The sequence below is a fragment of the Pseudomonas orientalis genome (genome assembly GCF_002934065.1).
Lineage (GTDB): Bacteria > Pseudomonadota > Gammaproteobacteria > Pseudomonadales > Pseudomonadaceae > Aquipseudomonas > Aquipseudomonas orientalis_A.
In genome coordinates, this window is the sequence record NZ_CP018049.1 from 5,643,497 (window position 1) to 5,665,701 (window position 22,205).

At 61.4% G+C, this 22,205-nt stretch carries 21 protein-coding genes; 9 read left to right on the forward strand and 12 right to left on the reverse strand.

Annotation, left to right across the window (positions count from 1 at the left end):
• Positions 1 to 116 precede the first annotated feature (116 nt).
• Positions 117 to 863: an NRDE family protein gene (locus BOP93_RS25595; RefSeq protein ID WP_104505040.1), complete on the forward strand. Its 747-nt coding sequence runs from the start codon at positions 117 to 119 to the stop codon at positions 861 to 863.
• A gap of 127 nt (positions 864 to 990) precedes the next feature.
• Here the strand turns inward: BOP93_RS25595 and ptsP are convergent, their stop codons facing one another.
• Together ptsP and BOP93_RS25605 are read right to left on the reverse strand one after the other, a co-directional pair.
• Positions 991 to 3,270: a phosphoenolpyruvate--protein phosphotransferase gene (gene ptsP / locus BOP93_RS25600; protein WP_065887067.1), complete on the reverse strand. Its 2,280-nt coding sequence runs from the start codon at positions 3,268 to 3,270 to the stop codon at positions 991 to 993.
• A 22-nt stretch (positions 3,271 to 3,292) separates the two neighbouring features.
• Positions 3,293 to 3,772, reverse strand: a complete 480-nt coding sequence (locus tag BOP93_RS25605; protein WP_053128161.1) for an RNA pyrophosphohydrolase — start codon at positions 3,770 to 3,772, stop codon at positions 3,293 to 3,295.
• A gap of 143 nt (positions 3,773 to 3,915) precedes the next feature.
• Here BOP93_RS25605 and BOP93_RS25610 point away from each other — a divergent pair, with 143 nt between their 5' ends.
• Positions 3,916 to 4,572 carry an HAD family hydrolase gene (locus tag BOP93_RS25610; RefSeq protein ID WP_104505041.1) on the forward strand — a complete coding sequence of 219 codons (657 nt, stop codon included), beginning with the start codon at positions 3,916 to 3,918 and terminating at the stop codon, positions 4,570 to 4,572.
• Positions 4,573 to 4,667: 95 nt separating this feature from the next.
• Here BOP93_RS25610 and BOP93_RS25615 read toward each other — a convergent pair whose 3' ends face one another.
• Both BOP93_RS25615 and ilvA read right to left on the reverse strand, forming a co-directional pair.
• A complete protein-coding gene (locus BOP93_RS25615) occupies positions 4,668 to 5,081 on the reverse strand; it encodes a DUF2269 family protein (protein ID WP_104505042.1) in 414 nt (137 codons plus the stop codon).
• Between the two features lie 40 nt (positions 5,082 to 5,121).
• Positions 5,122 to 6,636 (reverse strand): threonine ammonia-lyase, biosynthetic, encoded by a 1,515-nt coding sequence (ilvA, locus tag BOP93_RS25620; RefSeq protein WP_065934185.1) that lies wholly within the window; start codon positions 6,634 to 6,636, stop codon positions 5,122 to 5,124.
• Positions 6,637 to 6,773: 137 nt separating this feature from the next.
• Between ilvA and rpiA the strand changes: the two genes are divergently transcribed.
• Positions 6,774 to 7,445, forward strand: a complete 672-nt coding sequence (gene rpiA / locus BOP93_RS25625; protein ID WP_104505043.1) for a ribose-5-phosphate isomerase RpiA — start codon at positions 6,774 to 6,776, stop codon at positions 7,443 to 7,445.
• A 175-nt stretch (positions 7,446 to 7,620) separates the two neighbouring features.
• Here the strand turns inward: rpiA and BOP93_RS25630 are convergent, their stop codons facing one another.
• From BOP93_RS25630 to BOP93_RS25645, 4 genes are all read right to left on the reverse strand, one after another.
• The gene (locus BOP93_RS25630; protein WP_104505044.1) at positions 7,621 to 8,529 is read right to left on the reverse strand and encodes an SdiA-regulated domain-containing protein; all 909 of its coding nucleotides are present in this window, start codon (positions 8,527 to 8,529) and stop codon (positions 7,621 to 7,623) included.
• A gap of 121 nt (positions 8,530 to 8,650) precedes the next feature.
• Positions 8,651 to 9,577 (reverse strand): SdiA-regulated domain-containing protein, encoded by a 927-nt coding sequence (locus BOP93_RS25635; RefSeq protein ID WP_104505045.1) that lies wholly within the window; start codon positions 9,575 to 9,577, stop codon positions 8,651 to 8,653.
• Between the two features lie 228 nt (positions 9,578 to 9,805).
• Complete coding sequence (locus tag BOP93_RS25640) at positions 9,806 to 10,471, reverse strand: fumarylacetoacetate hydrolase family protein (RefSeq protein ID WP_104505046.1); 666 nt, start codon at positions 10,469 to 10,471, stop codon at positions 9,806 to 9,808.
• A gap of 22 nt (positions 10,472 to 10,493) precedes the next feature.
• Positions 10,494 to 11,888, reverse strand: coding sequence for an FAD-binding oxidoreductase (locus BOP93_RS25645; RefSeq protein ID WP_104505047.1), 1,395 nt, complete (start codon positions 11,886 to 11,888; stop codon positions 10,494 to 10,496).
• Positions 11,889 to 12,093: 205 nt separating this feature from the next.
• Here BOP93_RS25645 and serA point away from each other — a divergent pair, with 205 nt between their 5' ends.
• Positions 12,094 to 13,323 (forward strand): phosphoglycerate dehydrogenase, encoded by a 1,230-nt coding sequence (gene serA, locus BOP93_RS25655; protein ID WP_003176761.1) that lies wholly within the window; start codon positions 12,094 to 12,096, stop codon positions 13,321 to 13,323.
• A 65-nt stretch (positions 13,324 to 13,388) separates the two neighbouring features.
• On the opposite strand, the gene BOP93_RS25660 is transcribed toward serA, so the two are convergent.
• On the reverse strand, positions 13,389 to 13,829 hold the full coding sequence (locus tag BOP93_RS25660; protein WP_065887058.1) for a DUF4399 domain-containing protein: 441 nt from the start codon (positions 13,827 to 13,829) through the stop codon (positions 13,389 to 13,391).
• Between the two features lie 134 nt (positions 13,830 to 13,963).
• Here BOP93_RS25660 and BOP93_RS25665 point away from each other — a divergent pair, with 134 nt between their 5' ends.
• The gene (locus BOP93_RS25665) at positions 13,964 to 14,443 is read left to right on the forward strand and encodes a transporter substrate-binding domain-containing protein (RefSeq protein WP_065936948.1); all 480 of its coding nucleotides are present in this window, start codon (positions 13,964 to 13,966) and stop codon (positions 14,441 to 14,443) included.
• An 80-nt stretch (positions 14,444 to 14,523) separates the two neighbouring features.
• On the opposite strand, the gene BOP93_RS25670 is transcribed toward BOP93_RS25665, so the two are convergent.
• The gene (locus tag BOP93_RS25670) at positions 14,524 to 15,156 is read right to left on the reverse strand and encodes a 2OG-Fe(II) oxygenase (RefSeq protein ID WP_104505048.1); all 633 of its coding nucleotides are present in this window, start codon (positions 15,154 to 15,156) and stop codon (positions 14,524 to 14,526) included.
• Positions 15,157 to 15,287: 131 nt separating this feature from the next.
• Between BOP93_RS25670 and BOP93_RS25675 the strand changes: the two genes are divergently transcribed.
• Positions 15,288 to 16,040, forward strand: coding sequence for a DUF2059 domain-containing protein (locus BOP93_RS25675; RefSeq protein ID WP_065893877.1), 753 nt, complete (start codon positions 15,288 to 15,290; stop codon positions 16,038 to 16,040).
• 105 nt (positions 16,041 to 16,145) lie between these two features.
• On the opposite strand, the gene BOP93_RS25680 is transcribed toward BOP93_RS25675, so the two are convergent.
• Positions 16,146 to 17,081, reverse strand: coding sequence for an alpha/beta hydrolase (locus tag BOP93_RS25680; protein WP_104505353.1), 936 nt, complete (start codon positions 17,079 to 17,081; stop codon positions 16,146 to 16,148).
• Between the two features lie 99 nt (positions 17,082 to 17,180).
• Between BOP93_RS25680 and BOP93_RS25685 the strand changes: the two genes are divergently transcribed.
• Together BOP93_RS25685 and BOP93_RS25690 are read left to right on the forward strand one after the other, a co-directional pair.
• Positions 17,181 to 17,756: a DUF6436 domain-containing protein gene (locus BOP93_RS25685; RefSeq protein ID WP_104505049.1), complete on the forward strand. Its 576-nt coding sequence runs from the start codon at positions 17,181 to 17,183 to the stop codon at positions 17,754 to 17,756.
• A 27-nt stretch (positions 17,757 to 17,783) separates the two neighbouring features.
• Entirely contained in the window at positions 17,784 to 20,138 is a 2,355-nt protein-coding gene (locus BOP93_RS25690) for a penicillin acylase family protein (RefSeq protein ID WP_104505050.1), read from the forward strand.
• A gap of 108 nt (positions 20,139 to 20,246) precedes the next feature.
• Here BOP93_RS25690 and BOP93_RS25695 read toward each other — a convergent pair whose 3' ends face one another.
• Positions 20,247 to 21,257, reverse strand: coding sequence for a GlxA family transcriptional regulator (locus BOP93_RS25695; RefSeq protein WP_104505051.1), 1,011 nt, complete (start codon positions 21,255 to 21,257; stop codon positions 20,247 to 20,249).
• 270 nt (positions 21,258 to 21,527) lie between these two features.
• Between BOP93_RS25695 and BOP93_RS25700 the strand changes: the two genes are divergently transcribed.
• Positions 21,528 to 22,169 carry an HD domain-containing protein gene (locus tag BOP93_RS25700; protein WP_104505052.1) on the forward strand — a complete coding sequence of 214 codons (642 nt, stop codon included), beginning with the start codon at positions 21,528 to 21,530 and terminating at the stop codon, positions 22,167 to 22,169.
• Positions 22,170 to 22,205: the final 36 nt, after the last annotated feature.

Genomic DNA, 22,205 nt, shown 5'->3' on the forward strand with positions numbered 1-22,205 from the left:
ACACACCCAACGGCCCGGCATGTTAACGGATGGAAGGTGCGCGGCCCAACTTCGTTGCGATGGAACGCCTGCGGTTGTGTGGGTAGAGTGAGGAAAAACACATAAGGGATCGCCCGATGTGCCTGATTGTCTTTGCCTGGCGGCCGGGCCATGCCCAGCCGCTGATCGTCGCGGCCAACCGCGATGAGTTCTATGCCCGGCCCAGCCTGCCCCTGGCGCAATGGCCGGATCTACCCCAGGTCTATGCCGGTCGCGACCAGGAAGCGGGCGGCACCTGGCTGGGGGTCAACGCCGATGGGCGCTTTGCCGCGCTGACCAATATCCGCGACCCGCACCAGCCACCGTCGCGTAAATCCCGTGGCGAGCTGGTGGCGCGTTTTCTCAGCGGTTCGCTTCCAGTTGGCGATTATCTGGCGGACGTTAACGGACGTTCGATTGAATACGCCGGGTTCAACCTGCTGGTGGGCACACCGGAGGAGCTGTGGCATTACAACGCCAACGAAACCGAGCCGACGCGCTTGAGGGCCGGAGTGTATGGCTTGTCCAACGCCGGGCTGGATACGCCCTGGCCGAAGTTGCTCAAGGCCAGGGCGGCCCTCGCAGAAATCCTCGACGATCCGCAACCGCAGGCGTTGCTGGAGATTTTGAGCGATCCGCAGACCGCACCGTTTGCCGAGCTGCCGGATACGGGCGTCGGCTTGGCGACCGAGAGCTTGCTGTCGAGTGTGTTTATCGCCAGTCCCAGTTACGGAACACGGGCGAGTACGGCGCTGATTGTGAACGCCGACGGCACGCGGCGGATGGTGGAGCGCAGTTTCGGGCCGCAGGGTGGCCGCTTGGGCGAGGTCGAACTCAATTTCTGAACACACTGAAAATCAATTGTGGGAGGGGGCTTGCCCCCGATTGCGGTGTATCAGTACCAGATACTCTGACTGACACACTGCTATCGGGGGCAAGCCCCCTCCCACAATTGGATGTTCATTGGCAGGTCTAAAGGGTTTTCGCAGAAGCCGGGTTGATCATCCGGGTCAGCCCCAGATTCTTCAGCGCCAATTGCAGCGAGCTGTGGATAACTTGCGGGTTGTCGATGGTCATCAGCTCGGCCAGCAAATCCTTGGCCATGCTCAATTCAACCTGGCGCAGCATCCACTTCACTTTCGGCAAGTTGGTGGCGTTCATCGACAGGCTGTCAAAGCCCATCGCCATCAACAGCACCGCCGCCGCCGGGTCGCCGGCCATTTCCCCGCAGATACTCACCGGCTTGCCTTCGGCATGGGCGTCGCGCACGACGTGTTGCAGCGCTTGCAGCACGGCCGGGTGCAGGTAGTCGTAAAGGTCGGCGACCCGAGGGTTATTGCGGTCCACGGCCAGCAGGTACTGGGTCAGGTCGTTGGAGCCCACGGACAGGAAGTCAACCTGCCGCGCCAGCTCCTTGGCCTGATACACCGCCGCCGGAATTTCGATCATCACGCCGATCGGCGGCATCGGCACGTCGGCACCTTCGTCGCGCACTTCGCCCCAGGCGCGGTGGATCAGGTGCAGGGCTTCTTCCAGCTCGTGGGTGCCGGAGATCATCGGCAGCAGGATACGCAGGTTGTTCAGGCCTTCGCTGGCCTTGAGCATGGCGCGGGTCTGCACCAGGAAAATTTCAGGGTGGTCGAGGGTGACGCGAATACCGCGCCAGCCGAGGAAGGGGTTGTCTTCCTTGATCGGGAAATACGACAGTGACTTGTCGCCGCCGATATCCAGGCTGCGCATGGTCACCGGCAACGGATGGAAGGCTTGCAGTTGCTCGCGATAAATCGCCAGCTGCTCCTTCTCACTCGGGAAACGCTGGTTGATCATAAACGGCACTTCGGTGCGGTACAGCCCTACCCCTTCCGCGCCGCGCTGCTGCGCACGGGCCACATCGGCCAGCAGACCGGTGTTGACCAGCAGCGGCACACGGTGGCCGTCGATGGTCACGCACGGCAGTTCGCGCAATGAGTCCAGGCCCAACGCCAGCTGCTTCTCTTCCTCGACCACTTCGGCGTATTGCTTGCGCAGCAATTCGCTGGGGTTGGTGAAGACTTCGCCGCGATGGCCATCGACGATCATGTCGATACCATCCACTTTGGAATACGGCAGGTCCACCAGGCCCATCACCGTCGGGATGCCCATGGCACGGGCCAGGATCGCCACGTGGGAGTTGCCCGAACCCAATACCGAGACCAGGCCCACCAGTTTGCCCTCAGGCACTTCGCCGAGCATGGTGGCGGTCAGTTCTTCGCTGATCAGGATGGTGTTGTCGGGGTAGACCAGGTTGGTGGTGCGGTCTTCCTGCAGGTAGGCGAGCAGACGGCGACCCAGGTCGCGTACATCAGAGGCACGCTCGCGCAGGTAGGCGTCGTCCATCATTTCGAAACGGTTGACGTGATCGGTGACCACCTGGCGCAGTGCGCCCTGGGCCCACTGGCCGGTCTTGATCACGGTCTTGACTTCGTTACCCAGGGACGCGTCGTCCAGCATCATCTGGTAGACATCGAACAGCGCACGCTCTTCGGGGCGCAACTGGGTCGCCAGCTTGGTCGACAGGTTGCGCATGTCCGCGCGCACGCCTTCCAGGGCGGTCTTGAACAGTTTGATCTCAGCGTCGATGTCATCGACGGTCTTGTCCGGCACCACGTCGAGGTCGGCCGGTGGCAGCATGACCACGGCGGTACCCACGGCGGCACCCGGCGAACCCGGCACGCCGACGAACTTGGCTTCCTGGATGCCCTTGCCCTGGCGCCCCAGGCCGCGAATCGAGCCGGTGGCCTCGGCGTGGGCGATAACCCCGGCGAGCTGGGCGCTCATGGTCACCAGGAAGGCTTCTTCACCTTCGTCGAACTGACGGCGTTCTTTCTGTTGGATGACCAGTACGCCGACAACGCGGCGGTGGTGAATGATCGGTGCACCGAGGAACGAGGCGTAGCGTTCTTCGCCGGTTTCGGCAAAGTAGCGATAACGCGGGTGATCGGCCGCATTTTCAAGGTTCAGGGGTTCTTCACGCGTCCCCACCAGGCCCACCAGACCTTCATTGGGCGCCATGCTGACTTTGCCGATGGAGCGCTTGTTCAAGCCCTCCGTGGCCATCAGCACAAAACGGTTGGTCTCGGGGTCCAGCAGGTAAACCGAGCAGACCTGGCTGCCCATGGCTTCCTTGACGCGCAACACAATAATCCCCAACGCCGCCTTGAGATCCTTGGCGGAGTTAACTTCCTGGACGATCTTGCGCAGCGTATTGAGCATGGCTCGGGGTCGAACTCCGTCGTCAGTCGCGCGATAAAAGGCGCGGGGCAAGCTCTTTGAGAGCGCGACGATAAACCTCGCGCTTGAATGTCACCACCTGGCCCAGCGGGTACCAATAACTGACCCAGCGCCAGCCATCGAACTCCGGTTTACCGGTCAAATCCATCCGCACCCGCTGCTCATTGGAGATCAGGCGCAGGAGAAACCACTTCTGCTTCTGGCCGATACACAGCGGTTGGCTGTGGGTACGCACCAGGCGTTGCGGCAAACGATAGCGCAACCAGCCACGGGTACAGGCCAGAATTTGCACATCTTCGCGCTCAAGGCCGACTTCTTCGTTCAACTCACGGTACAAGGCGTCTTCAGGGGTTTCATCGGGGTTGATCCCACCTTGAGGAAACTGCCAGGCATCTTGGTTGATTCGGCGAGCCCATAGCACCTGTCCGGCATCATTCGTGAGAATAATCCCGACATTAGGACGGAAACCATCGGGGTCGATCACGGCAACAACCTCGCAAACGCATATCGTCGCATTGTTCCACAAAGCTTCCTCCAGCGGCAACGAGGCTTCTTACCTTATGTGCACTCTTGTGAAAAGACCGTATTCTGGACGCCTTTTTACAGACTTTTCAGCGAGTAACTGCAATGCGCCTGGCTTTATTCGACTTGGACAACACCCTGATCGGCGGTGACAGCGACCACGCCTGGGGCGATTACCTGTGTGAACGCAAGATCCTCGACCCGGTGGCCTACAAGGCCCGTAACGACGAGTTCTACCAGGACTACCTGGCCGGCACGCTGGACAACGCCGCTTACCTGAACTTCTGCCTGGAAATCCTCGGCCGCACCGAAATGGCTCAGCTGGACGAATGGCATAACGACTATATGCGCGACTGCATCGAGCCGATCATCTTGCCCAAGGCCCTGGAACTGCTGGCCAAACACCGCGCCGCCGACGACAAGCTGGTGATCATCACCGCCACCAACCGTTTCGTCACCGCGCCGATAGCCGCACGCCTGGGCGTTGAAACCCTGATTGCCACCGAATGCGAGATGGAAAATGGCCGCTACACCGGACGCAGCACCGATGTGCCGTGCTTTCGCGAAGGCAAGGTGACGCGCTTGAACCGTTGGCTGGAAGAGACCGGGTATAGCCTGCAAGACAGCTACTTCTATAGCGACTCGATGAATGATTTGCCGTTGCTGGAGCAGGTGACGCACCCGGTGGCGGTGGATCCGGATCCCAATCTTCGGGCTGAGGCTGAACGGCGTGGTTGGCCGGTGATTACGCTGCGCAGCTGATAACGCTATCGGGGGCAAGCCCCCTCCCACACTTGGAACGCATTTCAAATGTGGGAGGGGGCTTGCCCCCGATGCAGCCGACGCGGTCTCAAGCCTTAAACCGGCTTGGCCCCCATGAGCCCGGCAATCGCCACAAACCCCACCAGGCTCACCACCGCCAGCACCAAAGTGAAATTCAGGCTGCCGCCCTCGCCCTTGCGCAACCGATTAAGCCGCGCCACCAACCAGAACCAGGCCAACGCCGCCACCGTATAGAGAATGCTGGAGCCCAGAATCCAGGTTTGCCCCAGCGGCCAGCCGGTCAGGTGCACCAGCCACCAACCGGTGAACGGCATGCTGAGCAGGCAAATACCCATCAGCAGCCACACAAATGCCCACGGCCGTTGCACAGTCACCGCCGGCCCGGCGCTGCGCTTGCGCCAGGCCAGTACCGCCAGGCCGAGGCCGCTGAGCAGCAGCAACACGGTGGCGGCGATGTGGATAACCTTGAGGGTGGTCAGCGTTTCCATAGTCTCGATTCCTTGAAGGCCGCTCAGTCAGCTTAGTCGCTCAACCGAGGAACAACTGGTAGGCCGGGTTTTCGCTTTCATCCCAGTACGGGTAGCCGATTTCCGCCAGGGCCGCCGGCACCAGGTGGCGCTCGTCCGCCGGCACTTGCAGGCCGGCGACCACACGGCCATCGGCCGCACCGTGGTTGCGATAGTGGAACATCGAGATGTTCCAGCGCCCGCCCAGTTTGTTAAGAAAGTTGAACAGCGCCCCCGGCCGTTCCGGGAACTCAAAACGAAACACCAGCTCGTCGCTGACCTTTGCCGCGTGCCCACCCACCATATGGCGGATATGCAACTTGGCCAATTCGTTTTCGGTCAGGTCCAGCACCGGGAAACCCTGGTCCGTGAGGCTTGCGATCAACGCACTGCGCGGATCGTTTTCCGGGTGGGTCTGCACGCCGACGAAGATGTGGGCCTCGCTGCCGGTGTGATAGCGGTAGTTGAATTCGGTAATCTGGCGCTTGCCCACCGCCTCGCAGAACGCCTTGAAGCTGCCCGGCTTCTCGGGAATGGTCACGGCGATGATGGCTTCGCGGCCTTCACCCAGCTCGGCACGTTCGGCTACATGGCGCAGGCGGTCGAAGTTGACGTTGGCGCCCGAATCGATGGCGACGAAGGTCTGGCCGCTGACGCCGCGGGTCTCGACGTACTTCTTGATCCCGGCCACGCCCAACGCACCGGCCGGCTCGGTGATGGAGCGGGTGTCGTCGTAGATGTCCTTGATCGCCGCACAGATTTCATCGGTGCTGACGGTGATCACTTCATCCACATAGTCTTTGCAGATGTCGAAGGTGTGCTGGCCGATCTGCGCCACCGCCACGCCATCGGCGAAGATGCCCACGGTCGGCAACACCACGCGCTCACCGGCGGCCATCGCCGCTTGCAGGCAGTTGGAGTCGTCCGGCTCGACGCCGATGATCCTGATCTCCGGACGCAGGTATTTCACGTACGCCGCGATACCGGCGATCAGCCCGCCGCCGCCCACCGGTACGAAGATCGCATCCAGCGGCCCGGGGTGCTGGCGCAGGATTTCCATCGCCACCGTGCCCTGCCCGGCAATGGTGTGCGGATCATCGTAGGGGTGAATGTAGACGTAGCCTTTTTCATCGACCAGCTTGAGCGAATAGGCCAGCGCCTCCGGGAAGGAATCGCCGTGCAATACCACTTTGCCTCCACGGGAGCGCACGCCTTCGACCTTGATTTCCGGCGTGGTCTTGGGCATCACGATGGTCGCCTTGACCCCCAGCACCTTGGCCGCCAGGGCCAGGCCCTGAGCATGGTTGCCCGCCGAGGCGGTGACCACGCCGCGTGCGCGTTCCTCGGCGCTGAGCTGGGTCAGTTTGTTGTAGGCGCCGCGAATCTTGAACGAGAACACCGGCTGCAAGTCTTCGCGCTTGAGCCAAATCTGATTGCCCAGCCGCTCGGAAAGCTGGCGGGCAGTCTGCAAGGGTGTTTCTACGGCAACGTCGTAAACGCGCGAGGTGAGGATCTTTTTGACGTAGTGTTCAAGCATCGGCAGGCATCTACTTCGGGGGTTGGGCAGGACCACGGAGTCTAACCCGGCTTTTGGCCGGGAGACCACACGAATCCCAAGGTTTGTTGGGGTATACTCGCCGCCCTCGATAACTCCCCGCCCGTTCCGGAGCCCGCATGACCCAGGATCAACTCAAACAGGCAGTGGCCCAGGCCGCCGTCGATTTAATCCTTCCCAAACTCGACGACAAAAGCGTCGTCGGGGTCGGCACCGGCTCCACCGCCAACTGCTTTATCGATGCGCTGGCCCTGCACAAAGGCGCGTTCGATGGCGCCGTGGCCAGCTCCGAAGCGACCGCCGCACGCCTTAAAGGCCATGGCATTCCGGTGTACGAGCTCAACACCGTGAGCGACCTGGAGTTCTACATCGACGGCGCGGACGAAAGCGATGAACACCTCAACCTGATCAAGGGCGGCGGCGCAGCCCTGACCCGCGAGAAGATCGTCGCGGCGGTGGCCAAGACCTTCATTTGCATCGCCGACGCCAGCAAGCTGGTGCCGGTACTCGGCGCGTTCCCGCTGCCGGTGGAAGTCATCCCGATGGCCCGCAGCCACGTGGCCCGCGAGCTGGTGAAACTGGGCGGCGACCCGGTGTACCGCGAAGGCGTGTTGACCGATAACGGCAACATCATCCTCGATGTATTCAACATGCAGATCACCCACCCGGTGGAGCTGGAGACGCAGATCAACGCCATCGTTGGCGTGGTCACCAACGGCCTGTTCGCCGCGCGCCCGGCGGATGTGTTGTTGTTGGGCACCCCGGAAGGCGTGAAAACCCTCAAAGCTTGAGAACACCGCAGTTCCGATGTGGCAGTTCCAATGTAGGAGGGGGCTTGCCCCCGATAGCGGTATATCAGTACCGATAGGCTGACTGACACACTGCAATCGGGGGCAAGCCCCCTCCCACATTTGGTATGTGCTCCACGCTGGATTTATGTAACACAGCGTGCAGTGGATGTTCTGATCAGGGCTTTTTGAACACGTAGAACAGGTTCGGCTCACTGACCAGATACAGCGTGCCCTCGTCGTCCATAGCGATGCCTTCGGCCTGGGGCACACGCTTTTTCAGGCCGTGGCGCCCGTTGAGCAGCGACAGACTGCTCAGCGGGCGACCGTCGATGTCCAGCTCCAGCACCAGGAACGACTCATCCGACAGCGCCAGCAAATGGCCGCTGCGCTCGTCGTATTGCAGGCTAGAGAGGTCGCGCACAAACAGCCCGGCATCGCGCTTGGGGTTGTTGATCACGTGTACCGAGTAGGTTTTTTCCGCTTTGAAATGGGGAAAACCGTGGACCTCGTAAATCACCATCGGGTCGCGTTCCTTGGCGACAAACAGGCGCTTGCCCACCGAGTCATAGGCCAGGCCCTCGAAGCCCTTGTTGCTGCCGATGTGCACGCCCAGGGTCATCTGCTCCGCATCGGCGGCATCGAGAAACTGGGTGTCGTCATCCACATGCACTTTGATCAGCCGCTGCTGGCGCTCGTCGCTGATCACATAGATGTTGTCGCTGATGAACTCCACCGCCTCGGCATCGCCAAAGCCCACCAGGGGAATCCGCCGCAGGATCTTGCCCTGCAGGGACAGCTCGACCAGCTCGGCGTTTTTATTGGTGACGGTAAACAGGCTTTTGCGCACCGGATCGTAGGTGAGGGCCGACACATCGTCGTCGAGCCCTTCGATCACCTGGCCCTCCAGGGAGACGCGGTAATCCGCCAGGCCGATGCTGCGTTCATTGGCTGGCTGATGCCACACCTGCCAATTGAACCAGGCACGCTCGAACAAGCGAAACTGCTGCGCAACCACCCCGGCGGCAACCAGGGCAATCAGAATCAGGATGACTAAAGCGGGTTTGGGGCGGGCAAGTCGACGCATCGGGGCGGGCTCAGAGAGAAAAACTGGCGAATAGATATCAAGGTCGCCTGAATTTAAACTTAAACGCGCCGGGATGCCTGGCGAATGCCGCTATTTAAGAAATGTCTGACGTAAACGTACGTTATTTCTGCTTCTCAAAACGATAGAACAGGTTGGGTTCACTGACCATGTAAAGGGTGCCGCTCTCGTCCATGGTCACACCTTCGGCACGCGGGATGGTGTCTTTGAGGCCGTTGAAACCGCCCAGCAAGGTCATGAAGCTGACTTGCTCACCCTTCTCGTCCAGCTCCAGCAACAGGTGGGAGTCGGCCGACAGCACCAGCAGATGCCCGGTACGCGGGTCAACCGCCAGCGCCGAGAGGTTGCGCATGTCGAGTTCGGTGCTGGCCAGTTTTTGCTTGTCGCCTGCCAGGGTCTGGCTGCCATCGCTTTTCCAGGTGAACAGCGCCGGTGGGCGCTCTTCGCCCAGCACCAGTTGCTGGTTGCGCTTGTCCCAGGTAATGGCTTCGAAGGCTTTGTTCTGATCCTTGGACGGGCCGAGGTCATAGCTGGGGAAGTCAGCCTTGTTCAACGCCGTGGTGCCCGCGTCGACCTTGATCAGGGTCAGGCTGTGCTGACGCTCATCGACCACAGCCATCAGGCCATTTTCCATGACGGTCAGGCCTTCGGGGTTGTTCCAGCCATTGAGTGGCATCTTGCGCAGCACATCGCCTTGCAGGCTCAGTTCCACCAGGAACGGGTTCTTGCCCATCACGGAAAACAGGGTTTTGGTCTGGGGGTTATAGGACAGATCCGAAGCCTCATCCTTCTCCATACCCGGCAGCAGCTTGGCGTCAATGACCACGTGATAGTCCGGCAGCCACACACTTTCCCGGCGTTCGGCCGGGCTTTCAAAACCCTCCAGCACCCACAGCACACCCCGATCGTCCCAGTGCATGGCCCAGGCGATGCCGTACAGGATCGCACCGGCCAGGAACACCCAGGAATACCAGCGCATGGTCAGGCGCGAGCGAAGCGTAGGTTTGGAAGTGGGCAGAGGCACGGCCATGGGGCGCTTTTTTCCGGAAAGTCAGCGGTAGGGAATAGCACAGGATCGGGATTATCCGGGTGGCGTGTGAAAAAAATGCAAAAACACCGGTTTTGGCAGATGTACACAATCAAATGTGGGAGGGGGCTTGCCCCCGATAGCGGAGTGTCAGCCACAGATTTGCTGGCTGACACACTGCAATCGGGGGCAAGCCCCCTCCCACATTTTTTACAGCATGTATGCAGATAATCAGCGCACCACGCTTTCGAAGCGGTTCACGCCCGACAACTCCAGCACCAGCTTGTCACCGACATTCAGCGGTCCGACGCCCGCCGGTGTGCCGGTCAGGATCACGTCACCGGCCTGCAGCGAGAAGCAGCCGGCCATGTGCTGGATCATCGGCACGATCGGGTTGAGCATCTGCGCGCTGTTGCCGTTCTGACGCACTTCGCCATTGATGGTCAGGCGAATGCCGATATCGGTCACGTCGGCGAAGGTGCTGCTCACCACGAAAGGCGCGATCACCGCAGCGCCGTCGAACGACTTGGCGATCTCCCATGGCAGGCCCTTGACCTTGAGCTCCGCCTGTTTGTCGCGCAGGGTCAGGTCCAGGGCCGGGGCGAAGCCGGAGATGGCGTCCAGCACTTCTTCGCGGCTTGGCTTGTTCGACAACGGCTTGCCGATCAACACGGCGATCTCCGCTTCGTAATGCACCGAACCGCGCTCGGTCGGAATGGCGAAACCGCCTTCGAGCGGCACCACGCAACTGCCCGGCTTGATGAACAGCAGTGGCTCGGTGGGTACCGGGTTGTCCAGTTCCTTGGCGTGTTCTGCGTAGTTACGCCCGATACACACGACTTTGCCTACCGGAAAGTGGATGTTGGTGCCGTCGACGTACTTGTGCTGGTAGCTCATGAAACGACTCCTTCAGGGGCGGTTAAACAGCGAAGATCTTGCCAGGGTTCATGATCCCGTTGGGGTCGAACACGGCTTTCACTGCTTTCATGTATTCGATTTCAACCGGCGAGCGGCTGTAGGTCAGGTAATCGCGCTTGGTCATGCCCACGCCGTGTTCGGCGGAGATCGAGCCGTTGTACTTGGCGACGGTCTCGAACACCCACTTGTTCACGGTGGCGCACTTGGCGAAGAACTCGTCCTTGCTCAGGGTTTCCGGCTTGAGGATGTTCAGGTGCAGGTTACCGTCGCCAATGTGACCGAACCACACGATTTCGAAATCCGGGTAATGTTCGCCGACAATTGCGTCAATTTCGCTGAGGAACGCCGGCACCTTGGAAACGGTGACCGAGATATCGTTCTTGTACGGTGTCCAGTGGGAAATCGTCTCGGAGATGTACTCGCGCAGTTTCCACAGGTTATGCAGCTGGGTTTCGCTCTGGCTCATCACGCCGTCCAGCACCCAGCCCTGCTCGACGCAGTGCTCAAAGGTTTCCAGGGCGTGATTGGCGACTTCTTCGGTGGTGGCTTCGAATTCCAGCAGTGCGTAGAACGGGCATTCGGTGTCGAACGGCGCCGGCACATCGCCACGGCCGAGGACCTTGGCCAGGGCCTTGTCGGAAAAGAATTCGAACGCGGTCAGGTCGAGCTTGCCCTGGAAGGCATGCAGTACCGGCATGATCGAGTCGAAGTCGGTGGTGCCAAGCACCATGGCCGTGAGGTTTTTCGGCGCACGGTCCAGGCGCATGGTGGCTTCCACCACAAAGCCCAGGGTGCCTTCGGCGCCGATGAACAGCTGGCGCATGTCGTAGCCGGTGGCGTTCTTGATCAGGTCGCGGTTCAGTTCCAGCACATCGCCCTTGCCGGTGACCACTTTCATCCCGGCTACCCAGTTGCGCGTCATGCCGTAGCGAATCACCTTGATCCCGCCGGCATTGGTGCCGATATTGCCGCCAATCTGGCTGGAACCGGACGATGCGAAATCCACCGGGTAGTACAGGCCGTGTTCTTCAGCGACGTTCTGCAACTGCTTGGTGACCACGCCCGGCTGGCACTTGGCGGTGCGGTCGGTGAGGTTCACGTCGAGAATCTGGTTCATGTAGTCGAACGACACCACTACTTCGCCATTGGCCGCAACAGCCGCCGCCGACAGGCCGGTACGTCCGCCGGACGGCACCAGCGCCACCTTGTGGCTATTGGCCCAACGGACGATGGCCTGCACCTGTTCGGTGGTCTTGGGGAACACGATGGCGCACGGCGCGGGCGCGAAGTGCTTGGTCCAATCCTTGCCGTAAGCCTCCAGGGAGTCGGCGTCGGTCAGCACTTTGCCGGGCTCAACCAGGGTCTTCAGCTCATCAATCAGGGCAGGATGGGTCATCGACAGAACTCTCGAACAATTCATGGTCATCCTGAGAACGCTTCACGTCGCAGGAATAGGTGTTTAGCGGGGCGCGTATGCTAGCATACCGCCCCCGCAGGACAGAGCCCAAGGGCGTTTCTGCGGTGACGGCTTTCCTGCCGTCCGGGTCAGCTTGCGCTGCTCGATTCCCTGCCATTTTTCTCCGGGATACAGGTTTACGCAGATGAGCAAGACTTCTCTCGATAAGAGCAAGATCAAGTTCCTTCTTCTGGAAGGCGTCCACCCATCGGCTGTCGACGTTCTGAAAGCCGCCGGGTACACCAGCATTGAGTACATCACCAGTTCTCTGCCGGAAGCCCAGCTCAAGGAAAAGATCGCCGACGCGCACTTTATCGGCATTCGCTCCCGCACTCAGCTGACCGAAGAGATCTTCGACCACGCCAAGAAACTCGTGGCCGTCGGCTGTTTCTGCATCGGCACCAACCAGGTCGACCTCAACGCGGCGCGCGAGCGCGGTATCGCGGTGTTCAACGCACCCTACTCCAACACCCGTTCCGTTGCGGAGCTGGTGCTGGCCGAGGCCATCCTGCTGCTGCGCGGTATCCCCGAGAAGAACGCTTCCTGCCACCGTGGCGGCTGGATCAAGAGCGCGGCCAATTCCTTCGAAATTCGCGGCAAGAAGCTGGGGATCGTCGGTTACGGTTCGATCGGCACACAGCTGTCGGTACTGGCTGAAGGCTTAGGGATGCAGGTGTTCTTCTACGACACCCTGACCAAGCTGCCGCTGGGCAACGCCACGCAAGTGTCGAGCCTGACCGAGCTGCTGGGCATGTCCGACATCGTCACCCTGCACGTTCCGGAAACCGCCGAGACCCAGTGGATGATCGGCGAGAAGGAAATCCGTGCGATCAAGAAAGGCGGGATCCTGATCAACGCCGCACGCGGCACCGTGGTCGAGCTGGACGCCCTGGCCGACGCGATCAAGGACAAGCACCTGATCGGCGCCGCCATCGACGTGTTCCCGGTGGAGCCACGCTCCAACGATGACATCTTCGAAAGCCCGCTGCGCGGCCTGGACAACGTGATCCTGACCCCGCACATCGGCGGCTCCACCGCTGAAGCCCAGGCCAACATCGGCCTGGAAGTCTCGGAAAAGCTGGTCAAGTACAGCGACAACGGTACCTCGGTATCGTCGGTCAACTTCCCGGAAGTGGCCTTGCCGGCTCACCCTGGCAAGCACCGTCTGCTGCACATCCACCAGAACATTCCGGGTGTGATGATGGAGATCAACAAGGTCTTCGCGGAAAACGGCATCAACATCTCCGGCCAGTTCCTGCAGACCAACGAGAAGGTCGGCTACGTGGTAATCGACGTCGACGCCGAGTACTCGGACCTGGCGCAAGAGAAGCTGCAGCACATCAACGGCACGATTCGTAGCCGCGTGTTGTTCTAACGCTTTAAACGCTGCACAAAAAAGGGAGACCCGGCGGGTCTCCCTTTTTTTCGCCTGCACAACGCTTACTTGACGTTAACCGTGATGACTTTGGAGGCAACCGTCGGGTTGAACTGCATGTGCAGCTTGTCGCCGGCCACCAGTTGCAAGGTGTGCTTGCCGGGGGTCAGGGTCAATTCGGTCTCGGTCTGGGCCTTGCCGTAATGGATCACGGTGTCGGTGGCCGGGATCGGCAGTTTTGCATCCGGCAGTTCTTTCTGGTCGATCAGAAGGTGGTGATGGCCGGTGCCGGGCGTCTGATCGGTGGCCGGGGCCAGTTTCAGGCCTTCCATGCCGAATTTCACGGTAAAGGTTTTATCGACGGTGGCGCCGTCTTTCGGCGAAACGATAAACACCTTGGCACCTTCAGGTGGAGCGCTACGCGGGATACCGTCAGCGGCGGTCGCCAACATCGAAGCACCCAGCAACAGGCTGGCCAGGGTTGCACGGGACAAAAGGGCTTTCATTCGCTTCTCCAGTTTTTCTGTGAAATCTGTAGGGTTATGACAACTTCGCGGCAAATTGCTGTCCAAGGCACTCAACACCATAGCAAAACGATGCTGAACAGCGCCTCGTACATCCGAATTCCTTAGGAGTGACCATGCGCTTCTCGCCTGGCCTGTTACTGTTGCTTCCCCTTCTGAGCCCCTGGGCTCACGCCGAGCTGATCGACGACGTCAACGATCGCGGTGAACTGCGCATCGCCCTCGAAGCCAATACCCCGCCCTTCAATTTCAAGGAAGGCGACAAACTCACCGGCTTTGAAGTGGAGCTGGGTGAGCAACTGGCCAAGGAAATGGACGTTCGCTCCTCGTTTATCACCACCGATGATGCCGACCTGCTGAACGGCGTGGCGACCGGCAAATACGACGTGGCAATCAACCATATCGCTATGACTGCCGAGCTGAAGGATCGTTTCGATTTCAGCGCCGCGTATAACGACAAACCTGAACTGGCGATTCCGTTTCAGAAGGGCAACCCTGCGTTCAAGAGCAGCCTGGACGGGGCGTTGAAACGGGTGAAGGACGATGGTCGGCTAAAGGCGCTGGAAGAGAAGTGGCTCGACGGGGATACGCGATAACCCCTGTGGGAGGGGGCTTGCCCCCTCCCACATTTTGTTCCAGGCACGACTTGAGGGATGGGTCGGAGCCTTTTGCCTGCTCAGAACGGCTCGTTGCCGCGCCTACGAAACCAGCCGGTCAGGGACAGGCGTTCGCGCGTGGCGGGCAGGACTTCGTGGGGCACCTCGCCCGACAGGAACACCACCAGGCTGCCACCGGCGGGCAGCACGTCATGTTCGATGCCGCCCTTGAGGTACATGCGCAACTGACCGCCGTGCTCGGGCAGCCAGGCGTCATTCAAATAGATCACCGCCGAGACCATGCGCCGGTCATCGTCGCGAAAACGGTCCAGGTGCTTGAGGTAGAACGCCCCGGGCGGGTACATCGCGAAGTGGCTTTCGAAGTCTTCCAGGCCGAGGAACAGGCCACGGTTCATCGCCAGGCGCAGGCTGTCCATCACGGCCATGTAGGTGTCGCAGACGGCGGCGTCGCCCTCTTCCAGCCATTGGATATGATCGCCGCGAATCCCCTCGCGAATTTCCTGGGCCGGCCCGCGCCCCACGGCCGCCGGGGCCAGTTCACCTTCGGCCGCACGTTTACGGCACTCGGCCGCCAGCTCCAGGGTCAGAGCCTGGGGCAGGAAGGCGTTCTGCTGCGACCAGCCTTTTTCGGCCAGGTCGTCGACAATGCGTTGCAGCAGCGGGTGATCGAGGGGTATTTGCATGGCGCGCATAGTATCCATACGCCTGTGAATCGGACAGCGCCGTCGAGCGCCCGAATACACTTTAGTCAGGTGACTGATAGGACTTCTCGACAAATCCTACGCCCGACACGGACAATAGTGGCCGACTGACAGGAGTCCTTATGCGTCGTTTGTTTTTTTCCTTGCTGATGTTCTGCGTTTTACCCGCCTGGGCAGACGGCCATGACCAGTTGTACAAAGTCGCCGGCTGGGCCGAACAACGTGCGCACTTCAACGACGCCCTCACTGCCGCACAGCAGCGCTACCGCAACAGCCTGCCGCCGGCGGTGTACCAGGCGCTGGTGGACAACAGCAGCAAACGCTTCGCGGCCCAGGCCATGGACCAGCGTGCTGAAGCGCAATTGCGCAAGCACCTGGCGGACCCGAAACCGGCCCTCGCGTTTTTCCAATCCCCCCTGGGCCGCAAGATTGTCGCCGCCGAGCTGCTCGCCACGCGTCGCGACCAATTGGCGAAAAACGCCCAGGGCCTGCCGAAAATCCAGGCCGACGCTACCCGCAGCCTGATCATCGGCCACCTGGCCCAGGCCCTGCCCGCGCGTGAAGCGGGCGCCGAAGTCAGCCTGGCGATTGCCGGCGTGGCGGCGGACAGCTTGAGCCAGATGATCCCCGGCCTGCTGGGCGGCGGTCAGGCCCAGGGCATGTTGAATGGGCAGCGTGAGCGCTTGATGCAGCAGATCGACAAGGATCTGAATAACACGCTGCTGTACGTCTATCGGGATTTGTCTGACCCGGAGCTGGAAGAGTTCGCGACGTTTGCCGAATCGCCGGAGGGTAAGGCGTATTACCAGGCGGCGCTGGCGGCCATCCGTGCGGGATTGGCTGTCGGCCAGAGCACCTCAAGCCTGGCGCAGTAATAAAAGTGTGGGAGGGGGCTTGCCCCCGATAGCGGTGGTTCAGCAAAAAATGTTTGCCTGACCCACCGCCATCGGGGGCAAGCCCCCTCCCACATTTGGATTGCGTTACTTCAGTTGCTGCGTAAGAAAATTGAAGTACTCCTCGCGAATCTCGGGAATCTCATTGGCCAAATGATGCCGGCCGCGCTTGAGCATCAACACCTCAGGCCGATCGAACTTGTCCTGCAACACACGTAGATTGTGCTGCCAATCCACCGTCATATCCTCCTCACCCTGCACGATCACTGGCCGCCGAGCGCTGCGGGGTGCGGCTTCGATGCGTTTGATCCAGCACGCCAGCGCCCCCACCCAGGCGGTGGGCAGTTGGCGCGGCTGCAACGGGTCGGCTTCGAGAAAAGGCCTGAATGCCGGGTCGTTGGAGTTATCGCTGAAACGTCGCGCGATGCCTTTGACGAACGGGCGCAACAGGTAATAGCTGAGCTGCGACCAACCCCAGGCTCGCGGACGTACCAGGGGCGAGAGTAGAAACGTCTTGCCCTGGGCCGGGCTTTCGTCGCCGTGGTTGAGCAGGTGGTCAATCACGATTGCGCCACCGGTGCTTTGCCCGAACAGGTGCCAGGGCTGCGGCAGTTGCAACGCCGCGGCTTCGGCGAACAAGGCCTGCACCACGTGCTGGTACACCGCAAAATCATCGATGCTGGCCCGTATGCCGCTGGACAAGCCATGGCCCGGCAGGTCGCAGGCGATCACCACAAAACCCTGCTCCAACGCCCAGTCCACGGCATGGCGATACAGCCCCATGTGGTCGTAGAAGCCGTGGAACATGAACATCGTTGCCACCGGCGCCGAAGGCCACCACACCTGCGCAACCACCTCGAACCCGGCCACCTCCATACGCCCCAGGCGGCTCACGGCCTTGCGGGCCGGCAGGTCCAACCCGTAGAACCGCTGGTATACCCGCGCCTCGGCTGACAGCGGCTGCGCATGCATCAGGGGCTGCAAGCTTTCGCGCAGATGATCAGGGTCAAAGGTGACGGGCATAAAGGCTTCCAGACTGACGGTGAAGATGAATATCGAGCTGCGATATTCATCTGTCAGGACAAGCATGGCAAGCTACGCGACCCGCGAGGATACCTCTGAATGCGACAACCCTACCGCACTGCCCTGTTCGCCAGCCTGGTGCTGATTATCTGCGCCGGCGTGCTGTGGGCCGCGTATGACTGGTTCCAGGGCCGTTACCTGCGCGCCTTCAGCGAGCACACGGCGGTATTATCCGGCGATGCGCTGCAACTGCCCGCCGCACTCAGCGGCCCTGGCCCGATTCGCCTGGTGCACTTCTGGGACCCGGCCTGCCCGTGCAATGTCGGTAACCAGCAACACCTGGGTGAGCTGATCGAGCACTACGCACCGCAAGGCGTCGAGTTCTATGCCCTGCAAAAAGCCGGCAGCCACGGCGCCCTGCCGGACAACCTGCGCCGAATGAAAACCCTCGAGGCCCTTCCCGGCGCCGACCAGGTACCGGCCAGCCCGGCCGTGGGCATTTGGGACCGTACGGGCAAGCTCGCGTATTTCGGCCCGTACAGCGAAGGGTTGACCTGCAATGCCGGCAACAGCTTTATCGAGCCGATCCTCAAGGCCCTGCAAGCCGGGCGCGAAATCAACGCCACGCACACCCTGGCGGTGGGCTGCTATTGTTCGTGGCCTGGGCAACCGTAGTCCGTCCATCTGGATAAAGGAAAGTCGATGAAGCGTGTCTTGCAGGCTCTCGTGGTGCTGATTGTGCTGGCCGCCCTTGGCGCCGGCGGCTACCTCTACAGCAAGCAACCCGGCCGCCAGGGCACGGTCACGCTGGCGCACCTGCAAGGCTCGGTCACCGTGCGCTACGACGACCGTGGCGTGCCGCATATCCGCGCCGAGAACGAAGCCGACCTGTACCGCGCGCTGGGCTATGTGCATGCCCAGGACCGGTTGTTCCAGATGGAAATCATGCGCCGCCTGGCCCGTGGCGAACTGGCCGAAGTGCTGGGTCCCAAGCTGCTGGAGACCGACAAGCTGTTTCGCAGCCTGCGCATTCGCGAGCGTGCCCTGAGCTACGTCGAGCACATGAACCCTGACTCGGACGCCTGGAAGGCCCTGCACGCCTATCTGGACGGGATCAATCAATACCAGGCCAGCCACGCCAGCCCAATAGAGTTCGACGTACTGGGCATTCCCAAGCGGCCCTTCACCGCCGAGGACTCCATCAGTGTCGCCGGGTATATGGCCTACAGCTTCGCCGCAGCCTTTCGTACCGAACCGGTGATGACTTACGTGCGCGACCAATTGGGCAGCGACTACCTCAAGGTGTTCGACCTGGACTGGCAACCCAAAGGCGCACTCAACCTGGCGGCCGCCGATTGGAACACCCTCGGCGCCCTCGCCCGCCTGAGCGAGCAGGCCCTGGCCGACAACGGCTTGCCGCAACTGGAAGGCAGCAATGCCTGGGCCATCAGCGGCAACCGTACCAAAAGCGGCAAACCGTTATTGGCCGGCGATCCGCATATTCGCTTTTCGGTGCCGTCGGTGTGGTACGAGGCGCAGCTGTCGGCGCCGGGCTTTGAGTTGTATGGCTATCACAACGCGCTGGTGCCAGTGGCATTCCTGGGCCACAACCTGGATTTCGGCTGGAGCCTGACCATGTTCCAGAACGACGACCTCGACCTGATCGCCGAGAAGGTCAACCCGGCCAACCCCAACCAGGTCTGGTACCACGGCGAGTGGGTGGACATGAGCAGCAGCGAACAGCAAATCCAGGTCAAGGGCCAGGCCCCGGTCACGCTCGTCCTGCGCCGCTCGCCCCACGGCCCGATCGTCAATGACGTGCTCGGTGAACAGGCCGGTGCCACGCCGATTGCCATGTGGTGGGCGTTCCTCGACACCGAGAACCCGATCCTCGAAGGCTTCTACCAGCTCAACCGCGCCGACACCCTGGCCAAGGCACGCGCAGCGGCGGCCAAGGTATCGGCGCCGGGCCTGAACATCGTGTGGGCCAATGCCAAAGGCGATATCGGCTGGTGGGCGGCGGCGCAGTTGCCGATACGCCCGGCCGGCGTCAACCCGGGGTTCATCCTTGACGGCAGTACCGCCCAGGCCGATAAATTGGGCTTCTACCCGTTCAGCGCCAACCCTCAGGAGGAAAACCCGGCGCGCGGCTATGTGGTCTCCGCCAATGCCCAGCCGGCATCGCCCAGCGGCATGGAAATCCCCGGCTATTACAACCTCGCCGACCGTGGCCAGCAGTTGAATGCGCAGTTGAGCGACAACCGCGTGAAATGGGATGTGAACAATAGCCAGGCCCTGCAACTGGGCACCACCACCGCCTTTGGCCCGCGACTGCTGGCGCCGTTGTTGCCGGTGTTGCGCGAGGTGGTCACAGACCCGGCGCAGTTGAAGCTGGTGGAGCAACTGGCAAGCTGGACAGGCGACTACCCACTGGATTCCACCAGTGCCACCCTGTTCAACCAGTTGCTGTTCAACCTTGCCGATGCGACCTTCCACCCGAAACTGGGCGACGCCCTGTTCAAAACGCTGCTCGGCACCCGCGTGATCGACGCCGCCCTGCCCCGCCTGGCCGCCACCGCGGATTCGCCCTGGTGGAATGGCACGCGGGCCGACACGGTCAAGCGGGCCTGGGACAACAGCCTGGCGCATCTGAAAGCCACCTTCGGCGATGACCCGTCCCAGTGGCAGTGGGGCAAAGCGCACACCCTGACCCACGGCCACCCGCTGGGCATGCAAAAGCCATTGGACAAACTCTTCAACGTTGGCCCCTTCGCGGCACCGGGCAGCCACGAAGTGCCGAACAACCAGACCGCCATGATCGGCCCGGCACCCTGGCCGGTGACCTACGGCCCTTCGACCCGCCGCCTGATCGACTTCGCCGACGCCGCCCATGCCCTGACCATCAACCCGGTGGGTCAAAGCGGCGTGCCGTTTGATGCGCACTACAGCGACCAGGCACAAACCTATATCGAAGGCGGGTACGAGCAGGCGCATTTCAGTGAAGAAGAAATCACGGCGAATACCCGTGGCACCTTGAAACTGTTGCCTGCCAGATAACCGAGTATCACTGGGTCAAAATATGGGAGGGGGTGAGGTGGTCACCTTAACCAGCCTGAAATGCAATCAAATGTGGGAGGGGGCTTGCCCCCGATAGCAGTGGATCAGTCAGCTAATCTTTGGCTGACACTCCGCCATCGGGGGCAAGCCCCCTCCCACATTTACGGCAAAGTTGAGCCTGAACTGCTGCGGCGTCACGCCCAGCCGACGGTTGAACACACTGCGCATGTGCTGGGCATCGCGAAACCCGCATTGATAGGCCACGGTCTTGAGCGGCGCATGAGTGCTTTCAAGCATCACCCGCGCCGCGTCCACGCGTGCCCTCTCGACAAATTCCGCCGGCGTGATCCGCGCTTCACGGGCGAACACCCGGGAGAAATTGCGCGCGCTCATATTGGCCGCCCTGGCCAGGTCGGCAATGCTCAAATCCCCGGTCAGGTTCGCCAGCACGTACAACTGCACCAGCGCCACCGCCGAGGTGGCTTCGGCATGGGGCGTGAGGAACGGGCTGAACTGCGACTGGCCGCCCGAACGCTGGGTAAACACGACCAGGCGCTTGGCCACGCTCAATGCGACTTCCGGGCCATGGTCCTGGGCCAGCAGGTACAGCGACAGGTCGATCCCCGCCGTAACCCCGGCAGAGGTGTAGAGGTTGCCGTCCTGCACGTAGAGGCGGTCGGCTTCGACCTGAGCCGAGGGACACAACCGGGCCAGGTTGGCGGCGTCATTCCAGTGGGTAGTGACGGTTTTACCGTCCAGCAGACCGGCGCGGGCCAGCGTGAACGCGCCGTTGCAGATCGAGCCGAAACGTTGTGCCCTGGAAGCGGCACCGCGCAGCCACTCATCAAACCGGTGGCCGAAATCCTCGAAGGGCAGTTGCGGGCCGCCGGTTACCAGCAACAGGTCGTAGGGCTGCAAGGCTTCGCTGTAGTGCTTGTGCGCCTGCAAGGACAAACCGTTCGAGCACGCCATAGTGCCGTGGCCGAGGCCAATGACTTCCAGGCGGTAGTGCTCTTCAGGCGCCAGGAAGCGGTTGGCCTCGCAGAACACATCCATCGGCCCGCTCACATCCAGTGACTGGACGCCGGGGAAGATCAGGATGGCGACGGTTTTGCTCATAAGCGACACACCTTTTTCCAACTGAATAAACACGGATACCCTGTGGGAGGGGGCTTGCCCCCGATAGCGGTGGGTCAGTCACACATGTGCTGACTGACACTCCCTCATCGGGGGCAAGCCCCCTCCCACATTTGGATTGTCGCAGGCCTTACCCTAGCCGATTTTGCCTTGGCACGATGTGGTGGCACATTGGCCGAGAACGCTCCATCGTTGCGATGGCTCCATCGCGGTTACGTAACCAGACTGGACGCTTTCCAGAGGAGAGCCACCATGAACACCACCATCGCCGGCATCAAAATCCCCGACAGCGCCCTGGCCAGGGCCACCACCGAGTACATCCGCGACATTGAGTCAGACCTGCTCTACCACCACTCCCGTCGGGTGTTCCTGTTCGGCGCCTTGAGCGGTGAGCGCAAGCAACTGGCCTACAACCCGGAGCTGCTGTACGTCGGCGCGATGTTCCACGACCTCGGCCTGGTGGAGGGTCATCGCAGTGACCATGAACGTTTCGAAGTGGACGGCGCCAACGCGGCGGCCGCCTTTCTCAAGCCGTATGGGCTGAGCGACGACGATATCGAACAGGTGTGGCTGTCCATCGCCCTGCACACCACGCCGGGCGTACCGCAGCATCTGCGCCCTACCGTGGCGCTGGTGACTGCCGGGGTGGAGATGGACGTGCTGGGCATGGACTACGCCGCATTCAGCACCGTGCAGCGCGAAGCGGTGGTGCATGCGCATCCACGCGGTGAGGGGTTCAAGGAATGCATCATCTGCGCGTTCGCCGACGGCTTGCGCCATCGTCCGCAGACCACGTTTGGCAACGTGAAGACCGATGTGCTGGTGGATCAGGAGCCGGGGTTCAGGCCGATGAACTTTGTCGAGGTGATTCGCCAGTCGCCGTGGTCAGCTTAACCAGCCTGAAATGCAATCAAATGTGGGAGGGGGCTT